The sequence below is a fragment of the Neobacillus sp. S1115 genome, from assembly GCF_055385565.1.
Window position 1 is genome coordinate 4,563,101 of record NZ_AP038275.1, and the last position, 12,395, is coordinate 4,575,495.

The 12,395-nt window shown below is 41.4% G+C and carries 13 protein-coding genes; 2 read left to right on the forward strand and 11 right to left on the reverse strand.

Features of this window, described 5'->3' with window-relative positions; genetic code table 11:
* The first annotated feature begins 52 nt into the window (after nt 1-52).
* Nucleotides 53-301: a DUF2627 domain-containing protein gene (locus ACZ5B7_RS22260; RefSeq protein ID WP_213144915.1), complete on the forward strand. Its 249-nt coding sequence runs from the start codon at nt 53-55 to the stop codon at nt 299-301.
* Between the two features lie 12 nt (nt 302-313).
* Here the strand turns inward: ACZ5B7_RS22260 and ACZ5B7_RS22265 are convergent, their stop codons facing one another.
* Nucleotides 314-1,042 carry a glycerophosphodiester phosphodiesterase gene (locus tag ACZ5B7_RS22265; protein ID WP_464491037.1) on the reverse strand — a complete coding sequence of 243 codons (729 nt, stop codon included), beginning with the start codon at nt 1,040-1,042 and terminating at the stop codon, nt 314-316.
* Nucleotides 1,043-1,077: 35 nt separating this feature from the next.
* Here ACZ5B7_RS22265 and ACZ5B7_RS22270 point away from each other — a divergent pair, with 35 nt between their 5' ends.
* Complete coding sequence (locus tag ACZ5B7_RS22270) at nt 1,078-1,218, forward strand: YycC family protein (protein ID WP_213144913.1); 141 nt, start codon at nt 1,078-1,080, stop codon at nt 1,216-1,218.
* Between the two features lie 56 nt (nt 1,219-1,274).
* Here the strand turns inward: ACZ5B7_RS22270 and spo0A are convergent, their stop codons facing one another.
* The 10 genes from spo0A to folD all read right to left on the reverse strand — a co-directional run bounded on the left by spo0A (nt 1,275) and on the right by folD (nt 12,392).
* On the reverse strand, nt 1,275-2,069 hold the full coding sequence (spo0A, locus tag ACZ5B7_RS22275; RefSeq protein ID WP_213144912.1) for a sporulation transcription factor Spo0A: 795 nt from the start codon (nt 2,067-2,069) through the stop codon (nt 1,275-1,277).
* Nucleotides 2,070-2,340: 271 nt separating this feature from the next.
* Nucleotides 2,341-3,630: a SpoIVB peptidase gene (spoIVB, locus tag ACZ5B7_RS22280; protein ID WP_464491038.1), complete on the reverse strand. Its 1,290-nt coding sequence runs from the start codon at nt 3,628-3,630 to the stop codon at nt 2,341-2,343.
* A 122-nt stretch (nt 3,631-3,752) separates the two neighbouring features.
* Entirely contained in the window at nt 3,753-5,441 is a 1,689-nt protein-coding gene (gene recN, locus ACZ5B7_RS22285; protein WP_464491039.1) for a DNA repair protein RecN, read from the reverse strand.
* Nucleotides 5,442-5,457: 16 nt separating this feature from the next.
* Nucleotides 5,458-5,907 (reverse strand): transcriptional regulator AhrC/ArgR, encoded by a 450-nt coding sequence (ahrC, locus tag ACZ5B7_RS22290; protein WP_213120243.1) that lies wholly within the window; start codon nt 5,905-5,907, stop codon nt 5,458-5,460.
* 141 nt (nt 5,908-6,048) lie between these two features.
* The gene (locus ACZ5B7_RS22295) at nt 6,049-6,879 is read right to left on the reverse strand and encodes a TlyA family RNA methyltransferase (protein WP_213144909.1); all 831 of its coding nucleotides are present in this window, start codon (nt 6,877-6,879) and stop codon (nt 6,049-6,051) included.
* Between the two features lie 3 nt (nt 6,880-6,882).
* Complete coding sequence (dxs, locus tag ACZ5B7_RS22300; protein WP_464491040.1) at nt 6,883-8,778, reverse strand: 1-deoxy-D-xylulose-5-phosphate synthase; 1,896 nt, start codon at nt 8,776-8,778, stop codon at nt 6,883-6,885.
* Nucleotides 8,779-8,936: 158 nt separating this feature from the next.
* The gene (locus ACZ5B7_RS22305) at nt 8,937-9,830 is read right to left on the reverse strand and encodes a polyprenyl synthetase family protein (RefSeq protein WP_464491041.1); all 894 of its coding nucleotides are present in this window, start codon (nt 9,828-9,830) and stop codon (nt 8,937-8,939) included.
* 2 nt (nt 9,831-9,832) lie between these two features.
* The gene (locus ACZ5B7_RS22310) at nt 9,833-10,066 is read right to left on the reverse strand and encodes an exodeoxyribonuclease VII small subunit (protein WP_213144906.1); all 234 of its coding nucleotides are present in this window, start codon (nt 10,064-10,066) and stop codon (nt 9,833-9,835) included.
* Nucleotides 10,056-11,411, reverse strand: a complete 1,356-nt coding sequence (xseA, locus tag ACZ5B7_RS22315) for an exodeoxyribonuclease VII large subunit (protein WP_464491042.1) — start codon at nt 11,409-11,411, stop codon at nt 10,056-10,058. The genes ACZ5B7_RS22310 and xseA overlap by 11 nt, the downstream gene beginning before the upstream one ends.
* A 123-nt stretch (nt 11,412-11,534) precedes the next feature.
* Nucleotides 11,535-12,392, reverse strand: coding sequence for a bifunctional methylenetetrahydrofolate dehydrogenase/methenyltetrahydrofolate cyclohydrolase FolD (gene folD, locus ACZ5B7_RS22320; RefSeq protein ID WP_464491043.1), 858 nt, complete (start codon nt 12,390-12,392; stop codon nt 11,535-11,537).
* Nucleotides 12,393-12,395: the final 3 nt, after the last annotated feature.

The window sequence follows — 12,395 nt, forward strand, 5'->3', positions numbered from 1 at the left end:
GTACTATTATTTTTATGTGATATGCTTAAATAAAAAGCGGAAGGATATTTTTATGAAGCGGATTATTGCCCTCATCATTTTAGTCATCCCTGGATTTTTGGCAGCGGTTGGAATTAAATTAATGCGTGACATGACCTTTGGGGTTCTGCAAGCACCCTTTCCGAAATTATGGCTTCAATTTATCGTCGGATTACTCTTACTTTTAGGCGGTTTAGGTTTTGTTGCAGGATTTATCCTTTATCGCGACCGTAAAAGAAATAAGGTACAGGCTCGATTTAAGGATACGAGGACCAAAAAATAAAAGAGGCCGTTGTCACGGTCTCTTTTCATATTGTTTTCGAACCTTTCTAGCCTTAACCGGGTTATCTGTGATAATTGCTGTACAATTCACATTAAACAAACGATGCATATCCGCTTCGCGATTAACCGTATACGGCCGTACAGCGATACCATTTTCCATTGTCATTTTGACAATTTGATCCGGTATTGTAGAATGCTTTGGATGAATTCCACTGGCCCTTATTGATTGCGAATAAATCCACGGCATGTATATGCTTTCGATAAAAAGAGGGGCTGTTTCAATTTCCGGCGCTAAACGATATGTGTTAACAATGCTATAATGGTTGAAGGAAGAAATGATAATCCGATCCGACAGATTATATTTCCCTACCATTTCTATCACCTTTTGTTCCATTCCTTCATATGGAATAAGACCGTTCTTAAACTCAATATTGCATAAGAGCTTGTTTGTTTTCATCCATTCCAGAACTTCTTCCAAAGCTGGAATTGGTTCTTTTTTAAATCCTTTGTTATTGGCGTTAAATTTCCTGATTTCTTTGTATGAAAAGTCTTTCACAAAGCCATTCCCATTTGTAGTCCGATCAATTTTTTCATCATGAATAACAACGATTTCGCCATCACTTGTTAATTGGACATCAAGCTCTAACCCGTCAGCACCCGCTTTTTCAGCCGCCAGAAAGGAACTCATTGTATTTTCAGCATGCGTTGCGGAAAAACCGCGGTGAGCAAATATTTGTGTCATTATTTCACTTCCTTAAACAGATTGGAGGGCCTTGTATGAAACCTTTACAAATATCACCTGAAACTGCAGTCAAACTGGCCGAAAAACTAAAAGTCCCACTAGAACAGATTATGCATATGCCACAGCATATTCTCATTCAAAAATTAATAGAATTGGAAAAAGATAAAAAGAACTAGAAAAATTGCACAATAAAAAGCCTCAAACTAATGAGGCTTTTTTATTATTATTCCTTTCAAGAAGCCTTATGCTCCAGACGCAGTTTATCAGCCACCATCGCAATGAATTCGGAATTGGTCGGCTTTGCTTTGGACATGCTGACGGTATAGCCAAATAGGGATGAAATGGAATCAATATTTCCGCGGCTCCACGCTACTTCAATGGCATGGCGGATGGCCCGTTCCACGCGGCTTGCGGTTGTATTATATTTTTTTGCAATATCAGGATATAACACTTTTGTAATCGAGCCGAGCAGTTCTATATCATTAAATACCATCGAAATGGCTTCGCGCAAATATAAGTACCCTTTAATGTGAGCAGGTACACCAATTTCATGGATAATGCTTGTAATGCTGGCATCGAGATTCTTTGGTTTTGCATCCGGTTGTGTTCGATAGGTGGAGGCGGAAACCTTCCGTGCGGAGAATGAGCTTCTGCTGCCGCTAACCTGACGAATGTGGCTGCCTAAATTTTCCATATCAAAAGGCTTTAGGATAAAATAGGAGGCACCAAGCTCCACTGCTTTTTTCGTAACATCTTCCTGGCCAAAAGCTGTTAACATAATGACATTTGGCAATACTCCTTTTTTCAACTCGCGAAGGCGCTCCAGTACTGCCAGCCCGTCAAGATGAGGCATGATAATATCAAGAACAAGCACATCTGGGTCAATCGTGTTTAACATATCCAGGCATTCCTGGCCATTATGGGCTACACCTGCCACTTCCATGTCATCTTGAGAAGAAATGTAATCCTCCAATAACCCTACAAGTTCTCTATTGTCATCAACGACACATACTTTTATCTTCTTCAACTCCGGTTCCTCCTCAACTTATCACAATACTCTATCTTGTAAATGTCAAAAATCCTCTAATTCTATTCTAAATTAGAAATTCGACAATGCAACAAAAAATCCTCTCATTTTTTTAATATTTCTTAAAATAGTGATAAAATCTCATCTTTTCTTAATTTTTCTCGTTAATTCGACTAAAAACGCCATTTTTCCAAATTATAACTAATTTTTGTCGAAAAATCTATATCAAAGAAAAAGCAAAATAGGAAAGTTATCCCATTTTGCTTATCATTTAACTTGCTTTATTTTTCGGCATTTCGTATATGTTAATTCCGGCTTCATTTAACATCCATTCAATGTGAACCCCGTAACCGGAGGTCGGATCATTCACAAACACATGGGTGACAGCGCCGATTAATTTTCCATCCTGAATTATTGGGCTGCCGCTCATTCCTTGGACGATTCCACCTGTTTTTTCAAGCAGTTTTGGATCGGTCACTTTGATGACCATGCCTTTTGTCGCCGGAAACTTTTGCGGAATTGTACTAACAATTTCTACGTTAAATTCTTCTACTTTGTCATCATTGACCACTGTCAAAATCTTAGCTGGCCCTTCTTTTACCTGATGGGATAAGGCAATTGGCAGTGGTTTATCCAATACTCCATTTTTTAATTCTTTGTTCAATTCACCAAAAATTCCAAAAGGACTATTCTTTTTAATATTTCCTACAATTTCACGATCTGATGAGAAACGGGCCAGTTTTTCACCGGGGTCACCGTTGCTCCCCTTTTCAATGGAAGTCACCGTAGAGCGGACAATTTGTCCATCTTCTACGACAATTGGCTGCTTTGTATCCATATCCGAGATAACATGACCAAGCGCACCATATTTCTTCGATTGCGGGTGAATAAATGTCATCGTTCCGATGCCCGCAGCCGAATCCCTTATATACAAACCAAGTTTATAGCTGTTTTCTCCTTTATCCTTCAAAGGAGTCAATTTCGTTGTAAATTTACCGCTTTCACGGCTGATTGCCATTTCAAGCGGTTTTCCATCCTGCCCTGCACTTTGAACGAATGGCGCGACATCAGCCATTTTTTCAATCTTATTTCCATTAATTTCTGTAATGATATCGCCAATTTTTATTCCTGCAATTTCGCCTGGAGATTTCTTTCCGTTTTCAGTATTGACTAGGTGGTGACCAACCACTAATACGCCAACTGTATTTAATTTTACACCAATCGACTGTCCGCCAGGAATCACTCGAAAATCCTTTAAGACGTTTACATCGACCTTTTTAATGGGGATACCTGCAAATTCTAATAGCATTTCGTTCTTACCGTTTTCCGATGCTTTTACAGCGACTGAATGGTTTTCCTGATCAAGTGTGATATTAGAATTGGGTGATTGGACCGTAGCTGAAACAAATGCAGCCTTTTTAAAGCTAAAATCCTGCCCCTCAAAAAGGGTAATATTCTTCGGAACACTTACATACTCACGCATAGGCTGAAAAAAAATAAGGCTGAATAATGAAACAAGGAGAATTCCACCAATTATTTTTCTAACGATTTCTAATTTCAAATCTTTTCACTCTCCTCGCTTCTTTTTCTGCAATTGAAATGGCTACATCTATAATTTTGCCTCCTTGACAACCATTTATAACTTTGTTCTATATAAAAAAGCTACCCAAGATGGATAGCTTTTCAAATTTTTTTATTTTCTTCTGCCATTTGCAATAATTCTTTCGCATGTTGCTTCGTTAACTCCGTAATTTCGGTCCCCGAAATCATGCGGCCAACCTCTTTTATTTTTTCTTGTTCATTTAGCGGCTTAACCGAAGTCGTCGTTCTTCCACCCTTAATCAGTTTCGATATATATAGGTGAGTATCCGCCATCGCTGCAACCTGCGGCAGGTGGGAAATACATAAAACCTGTGAATTTACTGATACTTTATAAATCTTTTCAGCAATCGCTTGGGCAACCCTTCCGCTTACACCCGTATCAACTTCATCAAAGATAATCGAAGTAACTCCCTGATGTTTGGAAAAAATACTTTTTAACGCCAGCATGATGCGTGATAGTTCCCCTCCGGATGCCACTTTTGACAATGGCTTTAGCGGTTCGCCAGGGTTTGTGGAAATATAGAACTGAACATGGTCTATTCCTGTTTTTGAAAAATGCTGGGGCTCTGTTTCGATTCGTATTTCAAAAACAGTTTTTTCCATATACAATTCCTTCAGCTCTGTATGTATAAGACCAGTGAGGTTCTTAGCCCACTTTTGCCTAAGGGCGGATAATTCTTTTGCCTCAAGAATTAAATCCTTATTGATGGAAGCCAATTCTTTTTCCAATTCACTGATATGCGTTTCTTTATTCTGCAATGTTTCAATTTCTTCTTCTATTTTTGCGGCATATTCTAATATTTCCTTAATGCTTCTGCCGTATTTTCGTTTTAATTGGTTAATTTCATTCAGGCGGTCTTCGATTTCGTGTAATCTTTGCGGATCAAATTCCATGTCATCCATTTCATTTCTTAAGGAACGAGCCGCATCTTCCAGCTGATAATAGCAATTTGATACTAGTTCATATAATGCTTTATAGTTGCTATCAAGGGAACCGGCATCCTCAAGATGGCCCATAGCCATGCCAATCCAGTCAAGTCCTTTTTGCTCGCCGTTTAATGCGGAATAACTTAATTGAAAAGCCCCATAGACCTTTTCAAAATTCGCCAATTTCCTTTTCTCCTCAGCTAATTCTTCATCTTCATGGAGCTTTAAATCGGCTTTTTGAATTTCATTTAACTGAAAAAGAATCAAATCTAGACGATGGGCCATCTGCTGGTCGTTTTCACTTAACGCTTTAAGTTTCTGGCGCGTCTTCTCAAAGCGTGCAAAAACCTCCTGGTACTCTTCTAAAGAGGCGGCGATTTCTTCTGCTCCAAATTGGTCGAGAAGCGGCAGATGCCTCGTTTCATCCATCAGTTCCTGATGTTCATGCTGGCCATGGATATCAACAAGAGCGGAACCGATTTCCCTTAATGTTGAAATGGTTACGAGCTTACCGTTTATACGGCAGACGCTTTTGCCAGAGCGGGAAATATCCCGCCGCAATATGACCATACCTTCCTCTATATCAATGCCAAATTCAAGCGCCTTTAAGTAGACCGGATGCTGAGGTTCGTCAATTTGAAACAAACCTTCGATTTCTGCCTTATCTTCGCCATGTCGGACAAATTCAGCCGACCCTCTACCTCCTGCTAGCAAATGAATGGCATCAATTATAATCGATTTTCCCGCGCCCGTTTCCCCCGTTAAAACAGTTAAACCTTTTTCAAAAGAAATCGTTAAGGCTTCGATAATCGCGAAATTTTTAATCGATAGTTCTGACAACAAGAGACTCTCCCCCAAATTAAAGCATATCTAAAAAACGCTTTGTAATAACCTCTGTATCCTCCGGTGTCCGGCAAATAATCAGCATCGTATCGTCACCGCAGATGGTTCCAAGAATTTCATCCCAATCAAGGTGATCAATCAGCGCGCCAATTGCCATTGCGTTGCCGGGAAGACACTTCATCACGAGCATATGGCCTGCCGAATCAATACGGACAAAGGCATCCATTAAAGCCCGTTTCAATTTTTGCTGCGGATTAAACCTTTGGTCCGCAGGCAGGCTGTATTTATAACGCCCGTCGCTTAACGGAACTTTTACCAAATGCAATTCTTTTATGTCACGAGATACTGTCGCCTGGGTTACGTTATAACCGGCACTTCTTAGTTCCTCGACTAACTCATCCTGCGTTTCAATATCATTTCCCGCAATAATTTCTCTTATTTTAATGTGACGTTGACCTTTATTCATTCTTCCACTCCTGTTTAAATAAAAAATGAGCACTTCTACTCATATGTTAGCCCATTTTTGAAGACTTGTACATTTTTTCTTCATAAAAATACAGTAATATACAAAAGCCAAACAAAAAAGGATAGGCATTCGCCCATCCTTTTATTGTTGTTTTGTATGAAATTCTTTATGTGCTTCTTTGACTATTGTCTCAGGTTCTGCAGGCAGGGAGTTAACGCCTGCCTCCCGTTCGCCTACCCATTTAAGGTGAAGAAGAAATTCAATGTTTCCATCCCCGCCAGTAATCGGAGAGAAGGATAAATTGGCTGCCGTATAGCCTTGGGTAATCGAAAAATCAATAATTTTGTCAATAACCTGCAAATGGACTTTTTCATCACGTACGATACCTTTTTTGCCTACCTGTTCACGGCCCGCCTCAAACTGAGGTTTAATTAACGCAATTATGTCGCTGTCCGGGACTAAAAGTGTTTTTAGTACAGGCAAAATTAAGGTTAGGGATATAAAAGAAACGTCGATTACAGCAAAATTGGGCATTTCCCCGCTTAAATCAGCAGGTGTGACATAACGGAAATTCGTTCTTTCCATCACTACCACCCGCTCATCTTGACGTAGCTTCCACGCCAGCTGATTATAACCGACATCCAAGGCATATGACTTCTTGGCGCCATTTTGCAGGGCACAATCAGTAAACCCTCCAGTTGATGCACCAATATCGATCAGAACCTTATCCGTGACACTTACATCAAAAACCTTGAGGGCTTTTTCAAGCTTTAGCCCGCCTCGGCTTACATATGGGAGCACATTTCCCTTTACGCTTAGTGAAATATCAATTTTTACTTTTTCACCAGGCTTATCAAGCCTCTCTTCATTTCCATAAACGAGCCCTGCCATAATTGCCCGTTTGGCTTTTTCACGGGTTTCAAATAAACCTTTTTCCACCAATAATACATCTAAACGCTCTTTATTTTTCATTGATTATGCCCTTTGTTGTTTTTTCCTGGCCAAAATGGAAACCCGTTTCACAACTTCTTCAGTTGTTAACCCGATTTCTTCAAGAAGGGAACCGACATCCCCATGTTCAATAAACTGGTCAGGGATGCCCATTCTGTCAATTTGCGAATAATAATATCCCTTATCGTGTGCATATTCAAGAACCGAGCTGCCAAACCCGCCCTGTAAAACGGCCTCTTCAATGGTGAGTATAGGGATATTTTCGTCCAAGATGCCGCTTAGCATTTTTTCATCCATAGGTTTAATGAAACGAGCATTTACTACCTTTACTGAAATTCCTTGCTTTCCAAGAATTTCAGCCGCTTCCATGGCCATTGGAACTGTCGTGCCAAAAGTCAAAATAGCAGCATCATCGCCCTCTTTTAAAACTTCCCAGGACCCAATCGGAAGACTCTGCAATTCCTCGTCCATCGGAACCCCTAAACCATTGCCGCGTGGGAACCTCATGGCAATCGGGCCGTCATCATAGGTCAATGCCGTATAAACCATGTGCTGGCCTTCGTTTTCGTCCTTTGGCATCATTAGCACTATATTTGGAACATGTCTTAGGAAGGCAATATCAAACACACCTTGATGGGTTTCGCCATCTGCACCGACTAGTCCCGCCCGGTCAATACCGATAAAAACATTTAAATTCTGCCGAGCAATATCATGGACCACCTGGTCATATGCCCGCTGCAGGAAGGTCGAGTAAATCGCCAAGAACGGCTTCATATTCTGGGTTGCCAAGCCCGCCGCAACAGTAGCCGCATGCTGTTCGGCAATTCCGACATCATACATTCGGTCTGGGAATTCCTTTGCAAAACTTTCAAGCTTTGAGCCAACAGGCATGGCTGGAGTAATCGCGACAATCCTTTCATCGCTTCGTGCCATCCTGCGCACAGTTTCACTGACAAGACTGCTCCAGGCTGGTGGCTGCTTTTTATTTGGTTTAACAAAATCGCCGGTATCCATTTTATATGGGCCCGTCCCATGCCATGTCCCTGTTTTATCGGTCTCTGCCGGTTTAAAGCCTTTCCCCTTCTTTGTGATTACGTGAAGAAGTACAGGTCCTTCGGTCTTTTTGGCGTAGCTGAAGTTTTCAAATAAATCTTCGAAATTATGGCCGTCAATCGGACCAAGATACGTAAATCCCAGCTCTTCAAAAAACATACCGGAAACCAGCAAATATTTTAGGCTGTCTTTAATGCGTTCCGCAGTAGCAGCCAATACTCCGCCGACTGCAGGCACCTTCTTCAAAAGGACTTCAAGCTCATCCTTGACCCATTGATATTTGCCCGCTGTCCGCAATTGGCTAAGGATGTTATGAAGCGCGCCGACATTCGGGGCAATGGACATCTCATTATCATTTAAAATAACGATCATATCCTTTTTTTCATGGCCGATGTGATTCAATGCCTCGAGTGCCATACCTCCTGTTAAGGCCCCATCGCCAATCACCGGTAAGACAAAGCTCTTTTCCTTTTTTAAGTCTCTTGCAATTGCCATTCCCATAGCCGCCGAAAGAGATGTAGAGCTATGTCCTGTCTCCCACACGTCATGCTCACTTTCAATCCGTTTCGGAAAGCCGCATAAGCCCTTAAATTGTCTCAACGTATCAAATTCACAGGCTCTTCCGGTTAGAATTTTGTGGACATAGGATTGGTGACCGACATCCCAAAGAATTTTGTCCTTTGGGCTGTCAAAGCATTTATGTAAAGCAATGGTTAATTCAACAACCCCAAGATTTGGACCGATATGCCCACCAGTGGCAGACAGCTTTTCAATCAAGAATTGGCGAATTTCTTGACTTAAAGCCTCCAGTTCTTTATTGGACATCCCTTTTAAAAAGGATGGGTCTTTTATTGATAATAGATCCATTTATGGACCACTCACTTTCATACTTTTTCGTTCTAAGGTGTCTTTACAGATAATGATAAAATAGCCGCTAACACAATCGTGATAACGGCAGATTGACAACGTTTTCCACATGGAAACAATTATAACATACTTAATCTATTGCCTCAAATCACTGCTTTTTAATGGTTTCGGGAAGCGACCAAATCGGTAATTTCCATTAATAATGTCGTATTTAAACCGGTTTTCGCCAGATTTTCTTTGGCTCGATGAGTCTGCTCTCGGAGGGCCGCCTTCGCGCCATCAAGAGATAGCAATTTGGGATAGGTGCTTTTTGAATTGGTTGTGTCACTTCCTACCGGTTTTCCGATTTCTTGCTCATTTCCAACTACATCCAAAATATCATCCTGAATTTGAAAGGCAAGTCCCAAGTGATGGGCGAATGCAGACAGACTCTCTATTTGACTTTGATTCGCTCCGGCAATCAATGCACCAGCTAAAACACTAAATCCTAACAGCTTTCCAGTTTTATGGATGTGAATATATTCAAGTTCCTGAAGGGACAGGGATTTCCCTTCTCCCTCCATATCCGCCACCTGGCCGCCAACCATTCCTTCCGTGCCGGCTGCCTTAGCCATTTCCACGATTAGTTTTAGTCTTGTTTCAGCAGTAATAGAGTCATTTGGAATATTTCCAAGCACCTCAAAGCTGTAGGTTAACAGAGCATCCCCGGCCAGAGTTGCAACAGCATCACCGAAAACTTTATGGTTTGTCGGCTTTCCTCGTCTAAGATCATCATTATCCATGCTTGGCAAATCATCATGAATTAAAGAATAAGTGTGGATCATTTCAATCGCTGCTGCTGCAGAAAGCCCCTTTTTCGGATCCATTCCAAATGCATCTATTGTAGCAAAAACTAAGAGAGGTCGAATCCTCTTACCGCCTGCTTCAAGGGAATAGATCATAGATTCTTTTATTATCGCCGGTGCATCCAGCTTTCCAACCAGAGAACGAAGATTGCTTTCAAGCAGCTGCTTATATTGTTTTGCAAATGCCTCTAACTGTCCGGTTTCCAAATCTATTCCTCCTCAACTACGGAGAAATTCTCCGTACGTCCATCCTCCGTAATAATTTGCGTTAATTGTTCCTCAACACTTTTCAATTTATCGTGGCAAAGCTTAGATAACTCCATGCCCTCTTTATAATAAATAATCGCTTCCTCTAAAGGGACATCTCCTTCCTCAAGCTTCCCGACAAGCTGTTCGAGCTTGTTCATCGCCTCTTCAAAGGTTAACTTTTGTTCATTTGTCACTTTTATCCCTCTCCTTTATCTCTTCCACTTTACAGAATAGACTGCCATCAGTCAGCTGGATTTGGACCTGATCAGACACACTCACTTGATTGACGCTTTTAACAAGTCGGTTATCTTCTGTATAAGACAAGCTATAGCCCCGCTCCATAATTTTTAGAGGGCTAAGCGCCTGCAAGGTCGAAAGAATATGGTCAAAATCAGTTTGTTTTTTTGTCAGGATTTGCTTTAATGCCCGGTTCAATTCTTTTTGGGTACGTTCGAAATGTTTTTCTGCTTCCTGCAATGCCTCACTTGGGTGGTTTCGCTCGAGTGATTTATCCAAATTAGTTAACTGCTCATTTTTTAATGAAAATAATCGCGATATGCCGCGCACAAGTCTTTCTGTCTCCTTATCAACCTGTTCAAGCTTTTGTTCATAAAGGCGCTGCGGATAACGAAAAGCATAAGATTTTTGGACGCGATTTAATCGTTCTTTCTCATAGCGGAATTTTTCCTGCATAGCGCGAATAAGTCGTGTTTGCCGCTGCAGGGTTCGATCCAGCAATTCCTCTATATGAGGAACAGCAAGTTCTGCGGCACTGGTCGGAGTAGGTGCCCTTAAATCAGCAACGAAATCAGCAATGGTAAAATCCGTTTCATGTCCAACAGCAGAGATGATCGGAATGGCTGATTGGTAGATGGCCCGAGCCACAAGTTCCTCGTTAAATGCCCAAAGCTCCTCAATCGAACCGCCGCCGCGGCCGACTATTAAAACATCAATGTCTTTATTATTGGCTTTTTCAATGGCCTTTGCAATAGAAGGAGCTGCGTTATCCCCCTGCACAAGGGCAGGAAACACCAGAATATTGACGATCGGAAATCGCCTTTTAATCGTTGTGATAATATCACGGATGGCTGCACCAGTTGGTGAGGTTATGACGCCCACTGTTTTTGGAAACAGAGGCAGTGCCTTTTTTCTCTCCGGTGCAAACAAGCCTTCTGCTTCAAGCCTTTGTTTTAATTGTTCATAAGCGAGAAATAATTCGCCAATTCCATCAGGCTGCATGTCTTTAATATAAATTTGATACTGTCCACTCGGTTCATAAACGGAGATGTCGCCTTTGACAATCACTTTCATCCCATTTTCCGGCTGAAATCTCATTGCCCTGGAGTGGCTTGAGAACATAACAGCTAGAATTCGCGCCTTTTCGTCCTTTAGCGTAAAGTACATATGCCCGCTTGAATGCTGCTTAAAATTCGAAATTTCCCCGCGCACATGAAGATCCCTTAAATGCGGGTCGGCATCAAATTTTCTTTTTATGTATTTGGTTAAAGCATTCACAGATAAATATCTTTGTTCCTGCATAAGTTCTCCTTTTTAAGTCCACAAGATAAAAACTGTCCCTATCCATTATATAATCAGCCCCCCGGTTTGTCCGCAAAAAGAACATAAGGGCTAATCATCATAGATAAGGACAATTTCTTAGACTTATTTGCGGTTCATACTTTCCTTCGCAGACTGTAAGGTATTATACATAAGCATTGTTATCGTCATCGGACCCACACCCTTTGGAACAGGAGTTATGTATCCAGCTTTTTCACTAACTTCAGCAAATGCCACATCGCCGCAAAGCTTTCCTGCCTCATTTCGGTTAATTCCAACATCAATAACCACTGCCCCCTCTTTAACATGTTCAGCAGTAATAAAGTTTGGAATTCCCACGGCTGCAACCAGAATATCTGCCTGTCTTGTTTGCTCGGCTAAATCCTTCGTTCTTGAATGGCAATAGGTGACAGTAGCGTGCTGATTAAGCAGTAATTGGCCAACCGGTTTCCCGACGATGTTGCTTCTGCCGACGACAACTGCATGTTTACCGGCAACAGAAATTCCATATTCTTCGAGCAATACCATAATTCCATATGGTGTGCATGGCAAAAATGTTTTCTGTCCAGTCATCATTCGGCCTATATTAATGGGATGAAAGCCGTCAACATCTTTTAAAGGCGAAATCGTTTCGATGACCTTTGTCTCATCAATATGCTTTGGCAGTGGAAGCTGGACCAAAATGCCATGGATCGCAGCATCATTATTCAGTTCTTCAATCTTTGCAAGAAGTTCCGCCTCTGACGTTTCTTCCGGCATTTCAATTAATAATGAGTTCATGCCAAGCTCTTTACATGTTTTCTCTTTATTGGTGACGTAAGTACGGGATGCATGATTATTGCCGACAAGGATAACCACTAAACCCGGAGTTACCCCCTGACCTTTCAGACTTGAGACCGCTTGGGCGATTTCATGCTTTTTTTTGTCTGCGACTTCTTTTCCATTGATAATAACAGTTGTCATTTT

Coding starts and splice junctions, on each gene's coding strand:
- ACZ5B7_RS22260 (WP_213144915.1), top strand. CDS start 53: ATGAAGCGGATTATTGCCCTCATCATTTTAGTCATCCCTGGATTTTTG.
- ACZ5B7_RS22265 (WP_464491037.1), bottom strand. CDS start 1,042: ATGACACAAATATTTGCTCACCGCGGTTTTTCCGCAACGCATGCTGAA.
- ACZ5B7_RS22270 (WP_213144913.1), top strand. CDS start 1,078: ATGAAACCTTTACAAATATCACCTGAAACTGCAGTCAAACTGGCCGAA.
- ahrC (WP_213120243.1), bottom strand. CDS start 5,907: ATGAATAAAGGTCAACGTCACATTAAAATAAGAGAAATTATTGCGGGA.
- ACZ5B7_RS22295 (WP_213144909.1), bottom strand. CDS start 6,879: ATGAAAAATAAAGAGCGTTTAGATGTATTATTGGTGGAAAAAGGTTTA.
- dxs (WP_464491040.1), bottom strand. CDS start 8,778: ATGGATCTATTATCAATAAAAGACCCATCCTTTTTAAAAGGGATGTCC.
- xseA (WP_464491042.1), bottom strand. CDS start 11,411: ATGCAGGAACAAAGATATTTATCTGTGAATGCTTTAACCAAATACATA.
- folD (WP_464491043.1), bottom strand. CDS start 12,392: ATGACAACTGTTATTATCAATGGAAAAGAAGTCGCAGACAAAAAAAAG.